This window comes from Streptomyces sp. L2 (genome assembly GCF_004124325.1).
Lineage (GTDB): Bacteria > Actinomycetota > Actinomycetes > Streptomycetales > Streptomycetaceae > Streptomyces.
This window is the reverse complement of the sequence record NZ_QBDT01000001.1, coordinates 351407-373063: the sequence shown is the minus strand read 5'-3', so window position 1 is coordinate 373063 and position 21657 is coordinate 351407. Positions and strand designations below refer to the sequence as shown.

Sequence of the window (21657 nt, the reverse complement as noted above, 5' to 3'; positions counted from 1 at the left end):
CTATGGCGCGGACAGTGTGGTCCGCCGGTTCATCCGATGTGCGGCGCCGGAGACCCTCTCTTCTGTGCAGAGGATCGAGGTGGCATTGGCGGCTCAGCCGAGGTAGGGATAGGTGCCGGCCAGGTAGTCCCCGATCTGCTGGCGCATGCTCGGGTCGTACTGCTGGCGGATCTCTCCGTCGCTGTAGGCGACGATGTGGTTCGGGTTGGTGTAGACGCCGAGGAAACCGGTGATCTCGGCGACGATGCCGGTCTCTTCCAGACACTCGCGTACCGCGCACTCGGCCGCGGTCTCGCCGATGTCCTGTGCGCCTCCGGGTAGAGCCCACTGCCCGTGTCGCGGCGGCGCTGGAGGAGGATGGCTCCGGTGTCGTCGACGACGAGCAAGTTCCTGGCCGGGATGAGCGTGTTCACGCTCCTTCCCGAGCGCGGGGCGCCGCCGCCACCGCCGTCACGGGGCGACGCCGCCTGTGGGACGCGCGTCGGTCGACCTACGTACAGCGGAGAGAAACCGCGTTGTCCGGGCCATCCGGCGGAGTTCTCCTCGAACTGTGCTTCCAGAGTTCCTGGTTGTAGACGCGGACGGCTGAGGGGTATGGATGCGGGGACAGTTGAGCGCGCGGACGACGGTTGCTGCAGGAGTGGCATGAGGGTGGAACTTCCGCCGGAGCCGGCGTACTTCGCCGATCGCGACGAGCAGCGGGAGCGGGTGTCGCGCGCGCTGCGGGAGTGGCAGGGCCGTTCCCGGCCGTTGGCCGTGGCGCTCAGCGGGCCGGGCGGCATCGGGAAGACCGAGTTGGCCCATCTGATCGCCCGCGTGCACCGTGACCCATTCCCCGGTGGTGTCCTGGCGGTCGACCTGGACGACTTCCGGCTGCGCGGCGTGGTCGACCCCGGTGACGTGCTGGCCCAGCTGCTGGAGTCCCTCGGCGTGGAGCCGCAACTCGTCGCGGCCCCCTTCAAAGCCCGGTGCCGGCAGTACTGGAACATGACGGCCGACGCGAAGCTGATCCTGGTCGTCGACAACGCGCGGTATGCCTCAGAGGTCGTCCCCCTTCTTCCCTCGTCCGGGGAGAGCCTGGTGATCGTCACCAGTCACGGTCCTCTGCACGATCTGGAGGACGGCGCGGCCCTGGGCCTGACGCCGCCGCCACTGGAAGAGCGGGAGGCCACGGAGCTGCTGGGCCTCATCGTCCAGGATCCCCGGCTGGCCGCCGATCCGGAGGCGGTGCGGATGCCGGCCCGGGTGTGCGACGGCTTGCCGGCCGCCCTGCACGTCGCCGGACGGTGGGTGCGAGGGCACCGGTTGCGCCCCCTCTCCCGGCTGATCCCGCAGCTGCGGGGTGAGCTGGAGGAGAAGGGGGTGCCCGACGTGGAGCGGGTCTGGGACACCGTGTACGGCGGCCTGTCCCCTCAGGGAAGGCTGCTCTGCCGATTGCTGCCCCATCATCCTGGGCCGGCCTTCACCGTGGAGTCCGCCACCGCGCTGCTGGGACTGGGCCGGGAGGCGTGCGAGGAAGGACTGGAAGAGCTGTACGGTGCCGGATTACTCGGCCTGCGCTCCCTGACGAGAGCGGGGGACGGGCGGATGCGGTTGCCGGGACCGTTGTGTGGGCACGCGCTGCGCCGGTCGCGTCAGGACGCGGCCGAAGGGGAGGCGGGCGAGGCCCAGACGCGGGCGTCGCGCTGGATGGTGCGGCAGGCCCAGCGGGCGGACCGGCGCGCAACCCCGACGGCTCCTACAAGTACAGCCTCTGCGAAGGCAACGGCCTCGCCACTGCCGACGACTGCTATCCGTACATGGACGAGTACGAGAAGTACCTCGAAGATCACGAGTAAGGGCTGGCCCGTTCCCGCCCGGTGAACCTGCGTTCCTGGTCGCTCTCTGCCCGTCAGAGTGTTCCGCGTTCTGATCCCAGACAACGTGTCTGTCAGTGGTGGGTGAAACACTGCGGCGCATGACGACACGCGATGCCTTTCACACAGCGGCACCCCGGGCTCTGGCGGACCCCGAGGTGCTGGGTGCCCGTTTGGCTGCTGTACGGAGCGAGCCCACGGTGCGTCCCTTGAACGACTGGGTGGAGGATCTGCGTGCCCGGTTGGACGACGGCGAATCGGTGCCGTGGTTCGACCCCGCCTCGGGCGGTGTGGAAGCCCGGAGCCTCTTCCTGCTGGAAGCCCCCGGTCAGAAGGCCATGGGCGCTGAGACCGAGCTGCGCCGCACGGGCAGTGGGATCATCTCGGTCGACAACGACGATCTCACCGCGCGGAACTGCTGGACGCTGCGCGATGAGGCGGGCCTTCCGTACAGGGAGTCCGTGCACTGGAACGTGGTGCCGTGGTACCTCGGCACCACCACCCGAATCGCTGCTCCGGGCAAGTCCGAGATCGAGCGTGCCGCGCCCTTCCTGCACGAGGTGGTGGCGATGCTGCCCGCGCTGGAGGTGGTCATACCCATGGGACGCAAGGCTCAGGCCGGATGGGCTGCCTACCAGCAACGCTACGCCCCGAAGGTGCACACACTTCCGACCTGGCACCCGAGCCCCCGCGTGTTCGCGTCCCGCCCCGCGGCCCGGGGGGAAGTTCTCGAAGTCTTGCAGGAGGCCGCCCGGCTGCTGAACACGGCTTGAGCCCGACAGTCGGCTTCTATCCGTCGCGGTGCCGCACGGCCCTCAGGCTGCGGGGCACCGCGACGGGCACAAGTTGGTGTTCAGCCCTCTTCCGGTGCACGCGGATGCCGGCGGGCGTGCCCACGTACTCGCACCGAGGGCACTCTTCCCAAGCACCCGCGTGGACGGCCTTCGCGGTCACCGAGTGGCCTGGGCCGTATCCGTGCTTGTGAAGGAGCTGCGGGACGGATGAGCCGTATTCGGCAGCGAGGAGGGCAGCTTCGGCGACTTTGTCGTGGCCGCGCGCGAAGAAGGACCCGATTCCCACTTCCGTACCGCAGCCGCACCAGCAGGTTCCCGTGGGGGCCGGCGGTTCGCGACGCGAGGTCGGGAACACGGTGGTCAAAGGGGCGCGGCGAAGATAATCTGACTGCACGTCAGTAAAGTCGGCATGGGGTCAGCATCAGTCCGACCAAAGGTGACTGCGGATGGCGAGACCTGCCCTTCTGGAGGGAGGGCAGTATGCCGGGCGAAGAAGGTTTGCTCGCGCAGTCTGGGCGAATGGGGTGGGGGGTGTTTCGCCTTGCCTGGTCACGTGTGCGCCGGGCTGGAAACGCCTGGTTCAGCGCACTCGGCCTCGCGGTTTCAGTGGCACCGACGGTAGTTCGGGGGCCGGGAGCGGTGCTCCGTCGTAGCCCTTCACTTCCCCAAATCTTGTCCCCTTCATCCAGTCCTCCCGGGCCTGCCTGATCTCGTCTTGCTGACGCCCGATGAAGTTCCACCACATGATCAGTTCTTCCGCGAACGGCTCGCCGCCGAGGAGCATGAGGCCGGCGTCCGACTCGGCGCGGAGGGGGAGTTCGGTGCGGCCGCAGCCGAGGTAGAGCATCGAGCCGGGCAGTACCGGTACTCCGTCCACGTGTACCTCGCCGGACATGGCCAGCACGCCGTACTCGAAGTCGGGTTCGAGGGGGAGGCGGACGTCGGTGCCCCGGGTGAGCGTGAGGTCGGCGCCGACGATCGGGGTGAAGGTCGTACCGGGTGACGCGGCGCCGTCGATCTCGCCGAGGATCACCGTGGCGGTCAGTCCGGGCGCGGTGACCGACGGCAGGTCGGGATGGAACTCGAACCGCGGGTCGGTGTGGCGGTCGGCGTCCGGCAGGGCCACCCACAGCTGGGCGCCGTGCAGGAGGCGGGCGTGCGGCTTCGGGCTCTCCTCGGAGTGGCTGATCGCCCGGCCCGACGTCATCAGGCCCAGCTGTCTCGGCCGGATCGTCTGCAGGCTGCCCGTGGAGTCGCGGTGCAGCACCTCGCCCTCGTGCAGCCAGCTCACCGTCTGCAGCCCGATGTGCGGGTGCGGGGGGACCTGCATGCCGGGCTCGTCGGCGATGTCGTCGGGGCCGTAGTGGTCCACGAAGGCCCAGGCGCCGATCATGCGCCGCCCCAGGTTCGGCAGGAGCCGCCGTACCTCGGTCGACTCGCCGAGTTTCACGTGGCGGGGGCTCAGCAGTTCGCGGACGGGCTCGGCTACGACGAATCCGCGGCCGCCGCACACACTGGGTACCGGCGCACGGTCAAGGTTGCTCATACCGCCCAACCTAGCGGCCCGCCGACGGGGTTGCCGAGTGTGCGGGCGGGTGTGTGCGCCGGTGGGCTGCCTCGGCGGGGCGCCCGCGCCGTCTGCCTCGCCTGCGGGCCGCGGGCCCGTCACCCCGCCGGTCCGCCCGCCGTCGGCTCCGGTGTCGGGCGCACGGGGCTCGGCACCGGGGACGGTGTCTGCCTCGTCGGGCTGGGGGGGCGGGCCGGCTCGGCCGGGCGTGGCGCCTCGCCTCGTACGGTGAAGAACGCCAGCGCCGCTACGGCGGCCAGGGCGAGCAGCCCTACGGCGACCCGGCGCAGAACCACCCGGCGGGGCGGTCCGCTGCCGTGGGCGGGCCCAGCGGACGCAGGTCGGCCGGGCGGACGGAGTGCGCCCGCGCGGCCAGGGCGGCCCGCAGCCGTTCCTCCACCTGGGTCGGCGCCGCCGACGTCCCTGACTCGCTCATCGCAGTCCCTCCAGACGGCGGCCGAGGGCGTCCAGGGCCCGGCTCGCGGTGGACTTGACGGTGCCCCGCGACAGCCCGAGCGTCGACGCGATCTCGGCCTCGGTCAGATGCGACCAGTAGCGCAGGACCAGCACTTCCCGCTGCCGTGGGGTCAGCGTGCCGAGGGCGGCCAGCACCTCCTGGTGGTCCTCGTGCAGCAGCACGTCCTCCTCCGGGGCCGGCGCGTGCTGCTCCGGCTCGGGCGTGTGCGCCCGTGCGGTCCTGCGCCGCCGCAACACCGACCGGGCGCCGTTGACGACGCTGGTCCGCAGATACGCCTCCGGGTTGTCGAGCGAGCCGAGCCGGTGCCCGTGGCGGCGGAACAGCGCGGTGAAGGCGTCCTGCACCACGTCTTCGGCGGTGGGCAGGTCGTCGACCAGCAGCAGCGCCAGGCGGACCAGCGACAGCCGGCGGTGGTGGTACAGGTCCTCTATGACGACCGGGGAATCCCGGTCCGGCTCGGTCAGGGGGAGGTGGCGGGCGTCGCCGCCGGTGCCGTACGGCGTGGGGCCGGGTGGCGCGGTGCCCGCGCGGACGCGCGCGAGGAGCCCCCGGAGCCGGGCCCGTGCCGGGCGTGTCCGCCGGGGCGCTGCCGGGCCCGGGGTACGGGCGCGCCCCGTCCAGGACGGCAGGGGCGCCGGCGAAAGTGCGGTTGTCGTCATCGTCATGGGTCTCCCGGTTCGGTGGGTGGTGGGGCCGTAGCGCTGCGGCCGCACCACCCACCGGACGTACCTCGGTACCTCAGTGCTGCTGCCGCGGAACGGGCGCGGGCGTGGCGTGCGGATGCGCGGGGGCCGGGACCGGGACCGGGACCGACGGTACGGGTGTCGGTGTCCGGGTGTCCGAGCTGGGCGGCACCGGCATCGGGGTCGGCGTCCGGGTGTCCGAGCCGGGCGGCACCGGCATCGGGGTCGGTGTCCGGGTGTCCGAGCCGGGCGGCACCGGCATCGGGGCCGGTGTCCGGGCGTCCGGTCCGGCCGGGACCGGCGTCGGTGTGCCGGCTGCGGACGAGGCCGGGACCGGGGTCGGCGTGCGGGGTGTGGCCGGGACCGGCCTCGGGGTCGAGGGGCGGGACGGGGCCGGCGCCGCTGTCGGCGTCCCGTGCGGGGTCGCCGGTGCCGGCGTCGGGGTGGCGTCCGCCTGTGTGGCGGAGTGTGTGTCGTGCTGGACGGCCTGCGCGGTCACGGTGCCGGTGACGGCGAGGGCGGCGCCGGCTGCGGAGACCCCCAGGGCGGTGCGCAGCCTGCGGATGCGGCGGGGACGGGGGACACGGTGTGCGGACATGGGGTCCTTCGGGTTCGTTCGGACGCTGTCGAGGTGCCGCTGTATCGCAGCGGCGAGGTGTCGAAGTGGAGGCCTCCACCCGGACAGACGTCCGGCCCCCGCCGGGGTTGCGGGTGAACCCCGGCGAATTTCCCCCGGGGTCGCGCCGGGCCGTGTCAGAGTGGGCCGACGGCGTATCACGGAACCCGGCGTGCCCGCGGACGCCGGCCGACGGAGGTGCTCATGGGGGCGGTGCACACGGCGTTGCTGCTCGGCACGGGACTGTTCTGGACGGTCGTGTACGTCCTGCTGATCCGTACCGGGCTGCGGGAGCGGACCTTCGGGATGCCGGTCGTCGCGTTCGCCACCAACCTCTCCTGGGAGTTCATGTTCGCCTTCGTGCGGCCCGCGCCCGGCGTCATGCACGTGGTCAACATCGTCTGGTTCTGCTTCGACCTCGCCGTCGGATACACCGTCGTCCGCTTCGGGCGGGCCGAATTCCCTTATCTCCCCGACCGGTTCTTCCTCCCCGCCCTGGCCCTGCTGCTCGCCCTCGCCTACCCAGGGATGAACTACGCCTCCGAACAGTTCGACGAGGGCGTCGGCACGATCACCGCGTTCGGCAGCAACCTCGCCATGTCCGGCATGTTCCTGGCGATGCTCGCCGCCCGCCGCGGCACCCGCGGCCAGTCCCCCGGCATCGCGGTGAGCAAGCTGCTCGGTACCGCCTGCGCCTCGGCCTCCATGCTCGCCGACCCCGACCGGGCGGCCCGCTACGACAGCGCCCTCATGTACTACCTCTACGCCGGCTGTCTCCTCCTCGACCTGGCCTACGCCGGCGCCGTGTTCGCCGTACGCCGGGCCGAGGCCACGACAAGGCGGGAGGCGGCGGAACCGGTGACGGGGGGCGCGGCCGTAGAGGCGGTTTGAGTGCCCCGGGCGACCGGTCGGCGGGTCGACATCGTTGTCCCGTCCCCCGAATGGCGGCGGCCGACCGGCGGGCCCACGATGGTGCCGTGGGGTACGGCCACCGCCGCAGCGCCGGTGCCGCCCGAGGCCGCCGGGGGACGGAGGCCGGCCCCGGCCGCGGTGAGCGGCCGGAAGGGAGGACACCGTCATGCTGGAAGCGAAGACGGTCGACAAGCCGGACGAACGGCGTGACTTCCCCCGCGGCCACCTCGAAGCGCTCCACCTGACCGGGCTCGACTTCGCGGTGGGCACCTTCGAACCGGGCTGGCGCTGGTCGGAGTCGGTGGCTCCGATCGCGGGCACGAAGACCTGCATGGTCCACCACAACGGCTATGTGATCCAGGGCCGGATGCACCTGCTCATGGACGACGGCGCCGAGAGCGAGGTCGGCCCGGGCGACGTCTTCGTGTGCTCGCCCGGCCATGACGCCTGGGTGGTGGGCGACGAGCAGGTCGTCGTCCTCGACTTCGCCGGAACGATGGCGAACGAGTACGCCAAGGGTTCATGACCCCCGGAGTTTCCGTCACACCCCTTCTGCCACATCCGCACCGGGCCGCCCGGCCGGCGGCCCGGTGCCGCGCCCCCCCGCCGCTCACACCGGCAGCAGCCGCCCCACCAGCGTGCCGAGCTGGCGGGCCGTGCGGCACTCGTGCATCTCCACCAGCTCCGCGTACGCGGGCGCGGCCGAGTCGCCGGTGCCCCAGCGCTCGCGCGGCTCGGGGTTCAGCCAGTAGACGCGCCGGGCCCGCCGGGCCAGCTCGCTCACGGCGGGCAGGTTCGGGTCGCTCATGTTGGTGCGGGCGTCCCCGAGGACGAACACCGTCGTGCGCGGCCCGACCGCGTCGCCGTACCGCTCGGTGAACTCGCCCAGGGCCACGCCGTAGTCGCTGCTGCCGTGCCAGCCGGTGAGCGTGGCCCCGGCGCGGATCCGGGCGCTGAGCCCGTCGGCGTCGGCCGTGCCGCGCCGGAGCAGTCCCGTCACCTCGTCCAGACGGTTGACGAAGGCGAACACCCGGACCTTGCTGAACTGGTCGTGCAGTGCCTGCACCAGCAGCATCGTGAAGTCCGAGAAACCGGACACCGAGCCCGACACGTCGCACAGCAGCACCAGTTCGGGCCGGACCGGGCGGCGCCGGCGCAGCACCGGCCGCATCGGCACCCCGCCCGTGGACAGCGACGAGCGCAGCGTGCGGCGCAGATCGACCGTGCCGCGCGCGGCCCGGCGCCGGCGCGCCGCCAGCCGCGTGGCCAGCTTGCGGGCGAGCGGCTGAACCGCCCTGCGCAGCTCGGCCAGTTGGTCCCTCCCGGCGAACAGGAAGTCCACCCGGTCGGCGGTCGGCGCGACGGCCCGCCGGGCGATCTCGTCCCGGCCGCGCCGCTCCGCGACCCGGCGGCGCGCCTCGGCCGCGACCAGCCGCCGGAACACCTCGATCCGGGCCCGGATCTCGTCCTCCAGCAGCCGGTCCGCGAACTCCGCGCCGCCACCCCGACCGCTCTGGCCGCCCTGACCCCGGATGCCGTCCCGCACCCGGGCCAGCAGGGTCTGCGGACGGATCCGGTCCAGGGCCTGGTACGAGGAGAAACCGTCCGAGCCGGGAGAACTCCCGTACCCGCCGAAGCCGTCCACCGCCTCCGCCGCCAACCGGCCCAGCGCCGCCTCGTCGTTCGCGGCCAGCGCCGCGGCGAGCCGGTCACGCAGCTCGTCCCGGCTCACCGGGCCGGTGTCCGGGCCGCCGACGCCGCGCGGGAAGTACAGGTCGAAGACCGGGTCGAACACCGCCCGCTGGCCCTGCCCGTGCAGCAGCGTCGCGGCCAGTCCCTCGCGCAGCAGCTCCCGGTCGGCGAGGCCCAGCGCCGCCACCGCACGCGCCGCGTCCACGCTCTCGCCGGTACCGATCCGCACGCCGTGCGCGCGCAGCGCCCCGACCAGGGCGGTGACGCGCTCGGCGACATCGCTCACAGCGCTTCCAGGTCCAGCTTGGCGGCCGCCTTCAGGACATCGTCCTGGTGCTTGAGGATCACGCCGAGGCTGTCCCGTACGACCGTCTCGTCCAGCGTGTCGGCGCCCAGGGCGAGCAGGGTGCGCGCCCAGTCGACGGTCTCGGCGACGGACGGCGCCTTGCGCAGGTCCATCGCGCGCAGCGCGCCGACGACCCGGACCACCGACTCGGTCAGCGCCTCCGTGAGCTCCGGCACCTTCAGCCGGACGATCCTGCGCTCCAGCTCCTCCTCCGGGAACCCGATGTGCAGGAACAGGCAGCGCCGGCGCAGGGCCTCGGACAGTTCGCGGCCCGCGTTGGAGGTCAGGACGACGAACGGGCGGCGCGTGGCGGCGACCGTGCCCAGCTCCGGGACGGTGACCTGGAAGTCGCTGAGCACCTCCAGCAGCAGCCCCTCCATCTCGACGTCGGCCTTGTCGGTCTCGTCGATCAGCAGCACGGTCGGTTCGTCGCCGCGGATCGCGGTCAGCAGGGGGCGGGGGAGCAGGAACTCCTCACTGAAGATGTCGGTGCGGGTCTCGTCCCAGCTCTCGTCCCGGCCCGCGCTGATGCGCAGGAGCTGCTTGGCGTGGTTCCACTCGTACAGCGCGCGGGACTCGTCGACGCCCTCGTAGCACTGCAGCCGTACCAGCCGGGCCCCGGCGACCTGGGCGACGGCCTTGGCCAGCTCGGTCTTGCCCACCCCGGCGGGCCCTTCGACCAGCAGCGGCTTGCCGAGCCGGTCGGCGAGGAAGACGGTCGTGGCGACGGCCGGCGAGGCGAGGTACCCGGTCTCGGCGAGACGGGCGGAGACATCGCCGACGGACGTGAACAAGCCGACGGACGTGAACAACGGGGGCCTCCGGCTGATCGGGTCCATGCTTCTGCGCTTCCGCCACTATCTAAGCGCTTGTTCAGTCCATCTGTCACGCCTCGGCCGCCCGCACGCCCGTCAGCCCAGCAGGACGACTTCAAGCGTCCGCGGACCGTGCACCCCCTCCACCCGGTCCAGCTCGATGTCGCTCGTCGCGGACGGGCCGGAGATCCAGGTCAGGGGGCGGGCGGGGGAGAGGCGTCCGAGCGCCTGCGGGACGGAGGAGACGACCTGCTCGGGCACCCGGACGACGCAGATGTGGTGGTCGGGGATGAGAGTGATGCGGCGGCGGCCCTGGTCCGGGGAGCCGTCGAGGACGATCGTGCCGGTCTCGGCGATCGCCACCGCGCAGCCGGTGACGACACTCCCCACGCGGTCCAGCCGCTGCGCTGTGCTCGCCGCACGGTCGTGGATGCGCACGGGATCGGCGGCCGACATCCACGCGGGCGGCAGCCCCGGAGGCACCAGCACCTCCTCGGAGCCACGCTCGGCGAGCAGCCGCATGATCAGGTACGGCAGCTCCTCGGCGTCCGAACGGTGCACGACCGCCCGGTAGTCCGCCAGGTTCTCGGCGAGCAGGTCCACGGCCTCCTCGGGCGTCCGCTCACCGTGCTCGCGGAGGTAGTCCCGGCCGACGGCCTCCTCGTACGGCCGTGTCTCCGGTGTGACGTCCGCGAGCGCGCGCCGCACCCGCCCCAGGACCCGTTCCCTGCTGCTCACTTGGTCTCGTCCTTTCCGCCGCGCGTCCGCTGCCACCAGTCCCGGAACGGCTCCGCCGGCACGGCGGGCAGGTCCCGGGTGCCGCTCCACCCCCGGCCGGGGCCGGGCAGCGTACGGGGATGCAGCCGGCGGGTGCGGGAGGCCAGCCGCTGACCCGTGCGCAGCGCGGACGGGTGGGCGAACGCCCAGCGGGCCGCCCGCATCGCCGCCCGCTCGGCCGCGTGCCCCTTGGCCGGTTGCAGCAGCACCTTGTTGCCCTCCCGCACGGCCGGGCCGCCCTCGACGACCCGCTCCCGCAGGTGCACCAGCACCTCGGGGATGTCGATGGCGACGGGGCACACCTCGTAGCAGGCGCCGCACAGCGAGGAGGCGTACGGCAGGGAGGCGTCGATCTCGCTTCCGGTGCCCCTCAGTTGGGGACTGAGGATGGCGCCGATCGGGCCGGGGTAGACCGAGCCGTACGCGTGGCCGCCCGCCCGCTCGTACACCGGGCACACGTTCAGGCAGGCCGAGCAGCGGATGCAGCGCAGCGCCTGGCGGCCGACCCGGTCGGCGAGGGTGTCGGTGCGGCCGTTGTCGAGGAGCACCAGGTGGAACGTGCGCGGGCCGTCCTCGTCCGTGGTGCCGGTCCACATGCTGGTGTACGGGTTCATGCGCTCGGCGGTGGAGGAGCGGGGCAGGGTCTGCAGGAACACCTCCAGGTCCCGCCAGGCCGGCACGATCTTCTCGATGCCGACGACCGAGATCAGCGTCTCGGGCAGGGTCAGGCACATCCGGCCGTTGCCCTCGGACTCCACGACCACCAGTGTGCCGGTCTCGGCGACCATGAAGTTGGCGCCCGAGATGCCGACCTTGGCCCGCAGGAACTTCTCCCGCAGGTGCAGCCGGGCCGCCTCCGCGAGTTCGGCGGGGCTGTCGGTCAGGCCCTCAGGGGCCGGGCGGCCCCAGGCGCCCATCTCGCTCGCGAAGATGTCCCGGATCTCGCCCCGGTTGCGGTGGATGGCGGGGACCAGGATGTGCGAGGGCCGGTCCCGGCCCAACTGCACGATCAGCTCGGCGAGATCGGTCTCGTAGGCGTGGATGCCCTCGGCGAGCAACGCCTCGTTGAGCCCGATCTCCTGCGTGGCCATCGACTTGACCTTGACGACTTCCGACTCGCCGGTCTCCATGACCAGTTCGGCGACGATCCGGTTCGCCTCGTCGGCGTCGGCCGCCCAGTGGACCGTACCGCCCGCCGCGGTGACCGATTCCTCCAACTGGACCAGATAGCGGTCGAGATGGCGCAGCGTGTGGTCCTTGATCCGCCGGCCCGCCTCGCGCAGTCCGGCCCAGTCCGGCAACTCGGCGACGGCCTGGGCCCGTTTGGCGCGGATGGTGTGCGTGGCGTGCCGGAGGTTGCCGCGCAGGGTCTGGTCGTGGACGGCCTCCCGGGCCGCCTCGGGAAAGGCCGGCATGCCGACGAACGTCCCGCTCATACCGCCGCGTCCTCCTCCGTGCCGGTCGTGCCGGCCCTGCCCACCGTGCCCGTTCCGCTTCCCGTCACGTCGTCCTCCTCGGTGCTCGCCAGGATCTCCGCGATGTGCACGGGCCGCACCGCCGTACGCAGCCGACTCATCGTGCCGCCGATGTGCATCAGGCACGAGTTGTCGGCCGCGCACAGCACCGAGGCGCCGGTCGACTCGGCGCCTCGCACCTTGTCCGCGCCCATCGCCGCCGACACGTCCGCGTTCTTCACCGCGAACGTGCCTCCGAAGCCGCAGCACTCCTCCGCCCCCGGGAGCTCGACCAGTTCCAGCCCCTTCACGGCCTCCAGGAGCCGGCGGGGCCGGTCACCGAGACCCAGGCCGCGCAGACCGTGGCAGGTCGGGTGGTAGGTGACCCGGTGCGGGTAGTACGCGCCGACGTCCGTCACCCCCAGGACGTCCACCAGGAACTCCGTCAGCTCGTACGTCTTCGGCACCACCGGCGCCAGGGTCCGCGCGAGCGACTCGCCCCGCCCCTCGGCCCGCGCCCGCTCGCCGAGCCGGGGATACAGCTCCCGCACCATCGCCCCGCACGACCCCGACGGGGTCACGATCGCCTCGTACTCCCCGAACACCTCGGCGAAGTGCCGGGCCAGCGGCTCGGTCCCGTGCCGGTAGCCGGTGTTGTAGTGCGCCTGACCGCAGCACGTCTGCGCCATCGGGAAGTCCACCTCGACGCCCAGCCGGGTCAGCAGCCTCACCACGGCCCGCCCGGTGTCCGGATAGAGCGTGTCGTTGACACAGGTCAGGAACAGGGCGACACGCATCGCGGCTCCTCGGGGTCGGTCGGCGGACGAGTGCAGGGTATGGGGCGAAGGGGGCAGTGGGGGAGGGCGCCACCCACCGCGTGGCGCGCCAGGGCGACGGCGCACCGCGTGGCGAGCCGGCCGCAGCTCCGCGTGGCGAGCCGGTCACCGGTGATCGCGTGGCGCGCCCGGGCGACCGCTCTCCGCAGGGCGAAGCCGGTCACCGAGTGGCGAGCCGGGGCCGCCGCTCACAGCCCCGGGCGAGCCGATCACCGCTCACCGCACGGCGAGCCGGGCCTCCGCCTCCCGCCAGCGGCCGGTGTCGCCGCGCGGGGTGTACCGGGTCAGCGGCTGGGTGCGGACGAGCAGCCGGCGCATGTCGGCGAGGTCGCCCACCAGGCCGTGGGTGCGGGCCTGCACCAGCACGTTGCCGAGCGCGGCCGCCTCCGTCGCGCCGGCCACCACCGGCAGCCCGCAGGCGTCGGCGGTCAGCTGGCACAGCAGCGCGTTGCGGGTGCCGCCGCCGACGACGTACACCACGTCCACGGCGTGGTCGGCGAGCCGCTGGGCGTCGGCCACGGCCCGTCGGTGGGCGAGCGCCAGCGAGTCGAGGATGCACCGGGTGACCTCGCCCCGCGTGCCGGGCACCGGCTGCCCCGAGGCCCGGCACGCCTCGGCGATCCGCTCCGGCATCCGTCCCGGTGCGAGGAACGCCGCGTCGCTGGCGTCCACCACCGAGCGCAGGCCCGGCACCCCCGCGGCCTCCCGGAGCAGCAGCCCCAGGTCCGGCTCGCCCCAGGCGCGCCGGCACTCCTGGAGCAGCCACAGCCCCATGATGTTGCGCAGATAGCGCACGGTGCCGTCGAGCCCCAGCTCGTTGGTGAAGTTCGCGGCGCGGCTCTCCTCGGTGAGCACCGGAGCGGCCAGCTCCAGGCCGGCCAGCGACCAGGTGCCGGTGCAGATGTAGGCGAAGCGCTCGCCGGCCGCCGGTACCGCGGCGACCGCCGACGCGGTGTCGTGCGAGCCGACCGCGGTCACCGGCACCGGCCCGTCCAGCCCCGTCTCCTCCAGCACCCGGGACCGCAGCAGCCCCGCCGGATCGCCCGGCCGGCGCAGCGGCGCGAACAGGCCGAGGTCGATGCCCAGGCGCTCGGCGAGGCCGTACGCCCAGTCGCCCGTGCGGGGGTCGACCAGCTGGGTGGTGGAGGCGTTGGTCAGCTCGGTGCCCTGCTCGCCGGTCAGCCAGTACGTCAGCAGGTCCGGGATCAGCAACAGCCGCCGGGCCTGGGCGAACTGGGCCGAGGAGCGGGCGGCGACCAGCTGGTACAGGGTGTTGAACGGGGCGTACTGCACCCCGGTCGCCGCGTACAGCTCCTCGGCCGGCACGGTCGCCCACACCGTCTCGGCGACCCCCTCCGTGCGGGCGTCGCGATAGTGCGCCGGGTTGCCCAGCAGGGCCCCGTCCGCGTCCAGCAGACCGTGGTCGACGGCCCAGCTGTCGATTCCGACGGAGTCGACCCGCCCCGCCGCCCGCAGCCCGTCCAGCACCCCGGCGTACAGCGCGAGCACGTCCCAGCGCAGCCCCTCCGCCACCCGGACCGGCCGGTTGGGGAACCGGTGCGCCTCGCTCAGCTCCAGCGCGCCGTACCCGACCCGGCCGACCATCACCCGCCCACTCGAAGCCCCCAAGTCCACGGCGGCGTACGACCGTTCGCTCCCGCTCATCGCAGGAAGGCGGCCGCCACGCCCGCGTCGACCGGGACGTGCAGCCCGGTGGTGTGGGTGAGCTCTCCGCCCGTCAGCGCGAACACCGCGTTGGCCACGTGCTCGGGCAGCACCTCCCGCTTGAGCAGGGTCCGCCTGGCGTAGAACTCGCCCAGCTCTTCCTCCGGCACCCCGTACACCGCGGCCCGCTGTGCCCCCCAGCCGCCCGCGAAGATCCCGGAGCCGCGCACCACCCCGTCGGGGTTGACGCCGTTCACCCGGATCCCGTGCTCGCCCAACTCGGCGGCGAGCAGCCGCACCTGGTGGGCCTGGTCGGCCTTCGTCGCCGAGTAGGCGATGTTGTCCGGGCCGGCGAACACCGCGTTCTTCGAGACGATGTACACGAGGTCACCGCCGAGCCCCTGGGCGATCATCACCCGTGCCGCTTCCCGCGACACCAGGAACGAGCCCCGGGCCATGATGTCGTGCTGGAGGTCCCAGTCCTTCGCGGACGTCTCCAGCAGCGGCTTGGAGACGGAGATCCCGGCGTTGTTCACCACCAGGTCCACCCCGCCGAACGCGAGCACGGCCGCCCGGAAGGCCTCGGCGATCTGCTCCTCGTCGGTCACGTCGACGGTGACGGCGACGGCCTTGTCCGGGCCGCCCAGCTCCCCGGCGACGGTCCGCGCGTTCTCCCCGTTCAGGTCGGCTACGACGACACAGGCGCCCTCGGCGGCCAGCCGGCGCGCGACGGCCTTGCCGATCCCGCTCCCGGCGCCCGTCACCAGCGCCACCCGCGTGGCCAGCGGCTTCGGTTCCGGCATGCGCCGGAGCTTGGCCTCCTCCAGCGCCCAGTACTCGATGCGGAACTTCTCGGCCTCCTCGATCGGCGCGTAGGTAGACACCGCCTCCGCGCCCCGCATGACGTTGATCGCGTTGACGTAGAACTCCCCGGCCACCCGGGCGGTCTGCTTGTCCTTGCCGAAGGAGAACATGCCGACGCCGGGCACGAGCACGATCGCCGGGTCGGCCCCGCGCAGGGGAGGGGAGTCCGGCAGCGCGTGCTGTGCGTGGTAGGCGGCGTACGCCTCCCGGTACGCGGTGTGCAGTTCCCTCAGCCGGGCGACCGCGTCCTCCAGGGGCGCCGTCGGTGGCAGGTCGAGCACCAGCGGTCGTACCTTGGTCCGAAGAAAGTGGTCCGGGCAGGACGTGCCGAGCGCGGCGAGCCGCGGGTGTTCCGCGCGGGCGAGGAAGTCCAGCACCGCGTCGGAGTCGGTGAAGTGCCCGACCTGCGGCCGGTCCTGCGAGGCGACGGCCCGTGCGTACGGCGCGAGGGCCGCCGCCCGCTCCCGCCGGTCCGCCTCGGGCAGCGCCTCGTAACTCTCGAGCACCGGCCCGAAGGGCTCCGGCTTCCCCCGTTCGGCCAGGAACGCCTCGGCGGTGCGGATGATGTACAGCGAGTTCCGCTCGCACTCCTCGGAGCTGTCGCCCCAGGCTGTGATGCCGTGTCCGCCGAGGACGCACCCGACGGCCCGCGGGTTGGCCTCCTTCACGGCGGCGATGTCCAGGCCCAGTTGGAAGCCCGGCCGCCGCCACGGCACCCACACCACGCTGTCCCCGAAGCACTCGGCGGTCAGCTTCTCCCCGTCGGCCGCGCAGGCGAGCGCGATCCCCGAGTCGGGATGCAGGTGGTCCACGTGCGCGGCGTCGACGAGCCCGTGCATGGCGGTGTCGATGGACGGCGCGGCCCCGCCCTTCCCGTGCAGGCAGTAGTCGAAGGCGGCCACCATCTCGTCCTCGCGCTCCACCCCCGGGTACACGTCCTTGAGCGCCCGCAGCCGGTCCAGCCGCAGTACGGCCAGCCCCGCCCCCGTGAGCGTCCCGAGATCCCCGCCGGACCCCTTGACCCACATCAGCTCCACATCACCCCCGGTGACGGGATCGGTCGCGGTGCCTTTCGCGGACGCGTTGCCACCGGCGTAGTTGGTGTTCCGGGGATCGGAGCCGAGCCGATGAGCCCGGGCGAGCAGATCGGCAGCTGACGGGTGGGATGCCATGTCTTCCAGTCCTTTGTGAATGGGGGGAGAGGCAGCGCCCCTTCAGGGGCGCGGGGAACTGCGCGACCGGCCACATACGGCCCGCAGCCCGCGAACAACAGAAACCCGGCAGACGCGCTACGCCCCCCACCCGGCCTGCTCGCCACCAACCCGCTCGGCGACGACCTTCTCGCCCCACCCGGACCGGGCATACGCGGCCAGGGGGTCCGGGGCCAGCCCCATCTCCTCCCGCACCTCCCGAAGAAGCGGCCGCACATCCGTGTCGTACGCGTCCATCAGCACCCCATTGGCCCCGAGAACATCCCCCGAGCCCTGCGCAGCAGCCAGCGCGGCCCGGTCCACGAGCAGCGCCTTCGCCGTTGCCTCCTGCACATTCATCACCGAGCGGATGATCGCCGGGATCTTCGCCTCGATGTTGTGGCACTGGTCGAGCATGAACGCCACGTCCGAGGTGAGCCCGTCGCCGCGGACGACCTCGTACATGATCCGGAACAGCTGGAACGGGTCGGCGGCCCCGACCATCAGGTCGTCGTCGGCGTAGAACCGTGAGTTGAAGTCGAACCCGCCGAGCTTCCCCTCCCGCAGCAGTGTCGCCACGATGAACTCGATGTTCGTGCCCGGCGCGTGGTGCCCGGTGTCGACGACCACCCGCGCCTTCGGGCCCAGCTTCAGGCAGTGCGCGTACGCCGTTCCCCAGTCCGGTACGTCCGTCGTGTAGAACGCCGGCTCGAAGAGCTTGTACTCCAGCAGCATCCGCTGCCCCTCGCCGAGCCGCTCGTACACCTCGGCCAGCCCCTCGGTGAGCCGGTCCTGCCGGGCCCGTACGTCGTCCTGCCCCGGGTAGTTGGTGCCGTCGGCGAACCACAGCTTCAGGTCCCGGGACCCGGTCGCGTCCATGATGCCGACGCACTCCAGCAGGTGGTCCACCGCCTTGCGGCGCACCGCCGCGTCCGGATGGCAGATGCTGCCCAGCCGGTAGTCGTCGTCCTGGAAGGTGTTGGAGTTGACCGCGCCCAGCCGCAGCCCGCGCTCCTTCGCGTACGTGGCCAGCTCCGCGTAGTCCTCGACGGTGTCCCACGGGATGTGCAGGGCCACGGTCGGGGCCACTCCGGTGAACTCGTGCACCCTCGCCGCGTCGTCGAGCTTCTCGAACGGATCGCGCGGCACACCGGCCTGCGCGAACACCTTGAACCGGGTGCCCGAGTTCCCGTACGCCCACGACGGCGTCTCGACGGCCTGGGTCTTGAGCGCGGCCTTCACCGCGGCGAGGTCGGTCACGTGCGGGCTCCTGACGGTGTCGGTCGGAACGACTGAACGGTGTGAAACGATTCAGAAGCCGCAAGTTACGAGCCGTCCGGAGACGTGTCAAGCGATCCGGCGGATTCGCCTGTCGGCAATGGGGCAGCCCTGCCACCCCGACCTCCAGCCGTCGAAACTTTTCGATCCGGACCCATTGACGTGCCCTGCCCCAGGTGCCTACGGTCCCGGCAATCCAGTTGAAACCTTTCACGGCGCCGTGGGCGGACCCGCGGGTGTCGTCGAGGAGCCCCCATGACCCACCCGCCTGACACGGGACCGGCACCGGTGCTCGCGCTGAAGGGCGTCTCCAAGTCCTTCGGCGCCGTACGGGCCCTGCGGGACGTCTCCCTGGAGCTGCTGCCCGGCGAGGTGCACGCCCTCGCCGGGGAGAACGGCGCGGGCAAGTCGACCCTGATCAAGACCCTGGCCGGGGTGCACCGCCCGGACACCGGACAGGTGCTGCTCGACGGCCGGCCCGTCGTCTTCCACGGACCCGGTGACGCCCGCGACGCCGGGATCGCCGTGATCTACCAGGAGCCGACGCTCTTCCCCGATCTGTCCATCGCCGAGAACATCTTCATGGGCCGTCAGCCCCGGCGCGCCCTCGGCAGGATCGACCACAAGGCCACGCGCTCCGCGACGGCCGCCCTGATGAAGCGGCTCGGCGTCGACCTCGACCCCGACCGCCCGGCCCGCGGGCTGTCCATCGCCGACCAGCAGATCGTGGAGATCGCCAAGGCGCTCTCCTTCGACGCCCGGGTCCTGATCATGGACGAACCGACGGCCGCCCTGACCGGCAGCGAGGTCGCCCGCCTCTTCGGCGTCGTCCGCACCCTGCGCGACCAGGGCGCCGCCGTGCTGTTCATCTCGCACCGGCTGGAGGAGATCTTCCAGATCTGCGCACGGGTCACCACCCTGCGGGACGGCGCCCGGATCGCCGGCGAGGCGGTCGACGGCATGACCGAGGACGACCTGGTGCGCCGCATGGTCGGCCGCGACCTCGCCGAGCTGTATCCGAAACAGCAGGTCGAGGCCGGTGACGTCGCGCTCAGCGTCCGGCGGCTGACCCGCGAGGGCGTCTTCACCGACGTCTCCTTCGAGGTGCGCCGCGGCGAGATCGTCGGCCTCGCCGGACTGGTCGGCGCCGGCCGCACCGAGGTCGCCCGGGCCGTGTTCGGCGTCGACCGCTGGGACGCCGGCGAGGTCGAGGTCGACGGCCGCCGGCTCACCAACGGCGCCCCGTCCACCGCGATGGCCGCGGGGCTCGCCCTCGTCCCCGAGGACCGGCGCGCCCAGGGCCTGGTGATGGACATGTCCATCGAGCGGAACATCGGCCTGACCGGACTGCGCACCACCGTGAAGGCCGGCCTGATGGACCGCGGCGCCGAGCGCAGCCGCTCCCTGGACTGGGCCGTGCGGCTCCAGGTGAAGTACGCCCGGATCGCCGACACCGTCGCCACCCTGTCCGGCGGCAACCAGCAGAAGGTCGTCCTCGCCAAGTGGCTCGCCACCGGCCCCAAGGTGCTGATCGTCGACGAGCCCACGCGCGGCATCGACGTCGGCACCAAGGCCGAGGTGCACCGGCTGCTCGGCGAGCTGGCCGCCGACGGCGTCGCCGTCCTAATGATCTCCTCCGACCTGCCCGAGATCCTCGGCATGGCCGACCGCGTGCTGGTCATGCACGAGGGCCGGATCACCGCCGAACTTCCCCGCTCCCGAGCAACTGAGGAAACCGTGATGGCCGCAGCGACCGGGGGGACCGCAGTCCCCGGAGGGACAGTCACCGGGGGGACCGCCGCATGACGGTCACCGCACCCGATCACGCTCCGCCCGCCGAGGCACCCCGATCGAGCGGGACCCGGCTCGTCGACCGCGTCTTCAGGATGCGCGAACTCGCCATCCTCGCCGTGTTCCTGGTGATGATCGTCGTCACCCAGCTCGGCAACAGCCAGTTCCTGTCCGAACAGGGCATCAAGGACCTGCTGCTGAACGCGACCATCCTGGTGCTCGTCGCCACCGGCCAGTCCCTGGTCGTCATCACCCGCAACGTCGACCTGTCCGTCGGCTCCACCCTCGGCATCAGCGCCTTCGCCGCCGGCACCTGGCTGCACGGCGGCGGTGCCCCGGTCGTCGCCGTCCTGCTCGCCGTGCTGCTCGGGGTCGCCTCCGGACTCCTCAACGGCCTGCTCGTCAGCCTCGGCCAGGTCCCCGCGCTCGTCGTCACCCTCGGCACCCTCTACATCATCCGCGGCATCGACTCCATCTGGGTCGGCTCCCGCCAGATCACCGCGGCCGACCTGCCCGGCTCCTTCGTGGACTTCGGCTCCGGCGGCCTGAGGGCCGTGCCGTACCTCGCGCTGATCGCGCTGGCCGTGCTGATCGCCACCGCCTACTACCTCAAACACTTCGGCAGCGGACGCGAGTTGTACGCCCTCGGCTCCAACCCGGAGGCGGCCCGGCTCGCCGGCATCCCGGTGCGCAAGCGGATCCTGGCCGCCTACACCTTCTGCGGCGGCCTCGCCGGCCTCGCCGGCGCGCTCTACCTGGCCCGGTTCGGCAACGTCGACTCCGGCACCGGCAACGGCTACGAACTCACCGTCGTCAGCGCCGTCGTCGTCGGCGGTGTCGTCTTCACCGGCGGCTCCGGCAGCGTGTACGGCGCCGCGCTCGGCGCCCTGCTGCTCACCTCCGTGAACAGCGTGCTGCCCGCCCTCGGCGTCAGCTCCGTCTGGGTGCTCGCCATCAACGGCATCCTGCTCCTCCTCGCCATCTTGGCCGACCGGATCGTCGTCCTGCGCGTGGCCCAGGCCCTGAAGAAGAGGAACGCCCGCCATGCCTGAGTCGCTGACCCGCGCCATCCGCTGGGACACGGTGGTCGGCGCGCTCCTGATCGTCCTGCTCCTGCTGTCCTTCGGCTTCGTGGACGGCTTCGGCAACGCCCTCAACCTGTCGTTCCTCCTCGGCAACACCCTCCCCATCGCGCTGATCGCCCTGCCGATGACCCTGCTGGTCGTCGCCGGCGAGATCGACCTGTCCGTCGCCTCCACGGCGGGCCTGTCCGGCGCGGTCATGGGCAGACTGTGGAACGCGGGCCTGGCCATCGAGACGATCACCCCGCTGTGCCTGCTGCTCGGGATCTGCTGCGGGCTGGTCAACGGCCTGCTGGTGACCCGGCTCGGGCTGCCCTCCCTCGCCGTCACCATCGGCACCCTCGCCGCCTACCGGGGCATCGCCCAGATCGTCCTCGGCTCCGACGCGGTCACCGACTTTCCCACCCGGTACCTGGACTTCGCGGCCGGCCGGCTCGGCGACACGTTCCTGCCGCAGGCCTTCCTGCCCTTCCTGGTGCTGCTCGCCGTCGCCGTCGTCGTCCTGCACGCCACCCCGTTCGGCCGGTCGCTGTTCGCGGTCGGCGCGAGCGAGGAGGCGGCGCGGTTCGCAGGCATCCGGGTCAGGCGCACCAAGCTGCTGCTGTTCGTCGCCACCGGGTTCACGTCCGCCCTGACCGGCGTCTTCTGGGCCCTGCACTACGCGAGCGCCCGCTACGACAACGCCACGGGCCTCGAACTCTCCGTCGTCGCCGCGGTGCTGCTGGGCGGGATCGACTTCGACGGAGGGAAGGGGACGCTGGGGGGTGCGGTCGCCGGGGTGTTCCTGCTGGGGGCGTCGCAGAACGTGATGAGTCTGCTGAACGTTTCCGCGCAGTCGCAGATCGTTGTCACCGGCGTGTTGTTGGTCGTGTCCGTGCTGGGGCCCCGCGTGGCTCGGCAGGTTGCCCTTGCCAGGGCGTTCGGCTCCGCCGGGTAGGCCGTTGTTGGCTGCGGGGCCGTT

The 21657-nt window shown here is 72.4% G+C and carries 19 protein-coding genes and 1 pseudogene; 7 read left to right on the top strand and 13 right to left on the bottom strand.

From position 1 onward, the window contains the following. Positions 1-93 precede the first annotated feature (93 nt). Positions 94-413: pseudogene (locus tag DBP14_RS01620) on the bottom strand (NUDIX domain-containing protein). 232 nt (positions 414-645) lie between these two features. Between DBP14_RS01620 and DBP14_RS01615 the strand changes: the two are divergent. Together DBP14_RS01615 and DBP14_RS01610 are read left to right on the top strand one after the other, a co-directional pair. Beyond that, a complete protein-coding gene (locus DBP14_RS01615; RefSeq protein WP_241740764.1) occupies positions 646-1863 on the top strand; it encodes a hypothetical protein in 1218 nt (405 codons plus the stop codon). 202 nt (positions 1864-2065) lie between these two features. Beyond that, a complete protein-coding gene (locus tag DBP14_RS01610; RefSeq protein WP_164992230.1) occupies positions 2066-2629 on the top strand; it encodes a uracil-DNA glycosylase in 564 nt (187 codons plus the stop codon). A 601-nt stretch (positions 2630-3230) separates the two neighbouring features. Here the strand turns inward: DBP14_RS01610 and DBP14_RS01600 are convergent. From DBP14_RS01600 to DBP14_RS01585, 4 genes are all read right to left on the bottom strand, one after another. Further along, positions 3231-4196 carry a pirin family protein gene (locus DBP14_RS01600; protein WP_129305262.1) on the bottom strand — a complete coding sequence of 322 codons (966 nt, stop codon included), beginning with the start codon at positions 4194-4196 and terminating at the stop codon, positions 3231-3233. Positions 4197-4488: 292 nt separating this feature from the next. Next, the gene (locus DBP14_RS36575) at positions 4489-4653 is read right to left on the bottom strand and encodes a hypothetical protein (RefSeq protein WP_241740763.1); all 165 of its coding nucleotides are present in this window, start codon (positions 4651-4653) and stop codon (positions 4489-4491) included. Further along, the gene (locus DBP14_RS01590) at positions 4650-5360 is read right to left on the bottom strand and encodes a SigE family RNA polymerase sigma factor (protein ID WP_347239631.1); all 711 of its coding nucleotides are present in this window, start codon (positions 5358-5360) and stop codon (positions 4650-4652) included. Before DBP14_RS01590 ends, DBP14_RS36575 begins: the two co-directional genes overlap by 4 nt. Positions 5361-5433: 73 nt before the next feature. Further along, a complete protein-coding gene (locus DBP14_RS01585; RefSeq protein ID WP_129305261.1) occupies positions 5434-5976 on the bottom strand; it encodes a hypothetical protein in 543 nt (180 codons plus the stop codon). Positions 5977-6198: 222 nt separating this feature from the next. On the opposite strand from DBP14_RS01585, the gene DBP14_RS01580 reads away from it, so the two are divergent. Further along, positions 6199-6885 (top strand): hypothetical protein, encoded by a 687-nt coding sequence (locus DBP14_RS01580; RefSeq protein ID WP_206739187.1) that lies wholly within the window; start codon positions 6199-6201, stop codon positions 6883-6885. A gap of 187 nt (positions 6886-7072) precedes the next feature. Further along, positions 7073-7432 carry a cupin domain-containing protein gene (locus tag DBP14_RS01575; protein WP_129305260.1) on the top strand — a complete coding sequence of 120 codons (360 nt, stop codon included), beginning with the start codon at positions 7073-7075 and terminating at the stop codon, positions 7430-7432. An 84-nt stretch (positions 7433-7516) separates the two neighbouring features. On the opposite strand, the gene DBP14_RS01570 is transcribed toward DBP14_RS01575, so the two are convergent. From DBP14_RS01570 to rhaI, 8 genes are all read right to left on the bottom strand, one after another. Then, positions 7517-8884, bottom strand: coding sequence for a VWA domain-containing protein (locus DBP14_RS01570; protein ID WP_129305259.1), 1368 nt, complete (start codon positions 8882-8884; stop codon positions 7517-7519). Further along, positions 8881-9738, bottom strand: coding sequence for a MoxR family ATPase (locus DBP14_RS01565; RefSeq protein ID WP_129311619.1), 858 nt, complete (start codon positions 9736-9738; stop codon positions 8881-8883). The genes DBP14_RS01570 and DBP14_RS01565 overlap by 4 nt, the downstream gene beginning before the upstream one ends. A 117-nt stretch (positions 9739-9855) precedes the next feature. After that, on the bottom strand, positions 9856-10497 hold the full coding sequence (locus DBP14_RS01560) for an LUD domain-containing protein (RefSeq protein WP_129305258.1): 642 nt from the start codon (positions 10495-10497) through the stop codon (positions 9856-9858). After that, complete coding sequence (locus DBP14_RS01555) at positions 10494-11972, bottom strand: LutB/LldF family L-lactate oxidation iron-sulfur protein (protein WP_129305257.1); 1479 nt, start codon at positions 11970-11972, stop codon at positions 10494-10496. The genes DBP14_RS01560 and DBP14_RS01555 overlap by 4 nt, the downstream gene beginning before the upstream one ends. After that, positions 11969-12787 (bottom strand): (Fe-S)-binding protein, encoded by an 819-nt coding sequence (locus tag DBP14_RS01550; RefSeq protein WP_241740762.1) that lies wholly within the window; start codon positions 12785-12787, stop codon positions 11969-11971. Before DBP14_RS01550 ends, DBP14_RS01555 begins: the two co-directional genes overlap by 4 nt. Before the next feature lie 255 nt (positions 12788-13042). After that, complete coding sequence (locus DBP14_RS01545) at positions 13043-14491, bottom strand: rhamnulokinase family protein (protein ID WP_129305256.1); 1449 nt, start codon at positions 14489-14491, stop codon at positions 13043-13045. After that, entirely contained in the window at positions 14488-16527 is a 2040-nt protein-coding gene (locus DBP14_RS01540) for a bifunctional aldolase/short-chain dehydrogenase (protein ID WP_129305255.1), read from the bottom strand. The genes DBP14_RS01545 and DBP14_RS01540 overlap by 4 nt, the downstream gene beginning before the upstream one ends. A gap of 117 nt (positions 16528-16644) precedes the next feature. Continuing rightward, complete coding sequence (gene rhaI / locus DBP14_RS01535; protein ID WP_129305254.1) at positions 16645-17805, bottom strand: L-rhamnose isomerase; 1161 nt, start codon at positions 17803-17805, stop codon at positions 16645-16647. Between the two features lie 273 nt (positions 17806-18078). Between rhaI and DBP14_RS01530 the strand changes: the two genes are divergently transcribed. Genes DBP14_RS01530 through DBP14_RS01520 form a run of 3 tightly spaced genes read left to right on the top strand, consistent with a single transcriptional unit; the run spans position 18079 to position 21633 of the window. Next, complete coding sequence (locus tag DBP14_RS01530) at positions 18079-19629, top strand: sugar ABC transporter ATP-binding protein (RefSeq protein WP_129305253.1); 1551 nt, start codon at positions 18079-18081, stop codon at positions 19627-19629. After that, positions 19626-20666 carry an ABC transporter permease gene (locus DBP14_RS01525; RefSeq protein ID WP_129305252.1) on the top strand — a complete coding sequence of 347 codons (1041 nt, stop codon included), beginning with the start codon at positions 19626-19628 and terminating at the stop codon, positions 20664-20666. The genes DBP14_RS01530 and DBP14_RS01525 overlap by 4 nt, the downstream gene beginning before the upstream one ends. Continuing rightward, positions 20659-21633 carry an ABC transporter permease gene (locus DBP14_RS01520; RefSeq protein ID WP_129305251.1) on the top strand — a complete coding sequence of 325 codons (975 nt, stop codon included), beginning with the start codon at positions 20659-20661 and terminating at the stop codon, positions 21631-21633. The genes DBP14_RS01525 and DBP14_RS01520 overlap by 8 nt, the downstream gene beginning before the upstream one ends. The last annotated feature ends 24 nt before the right edge of the window (positions 21634-21657 follow it).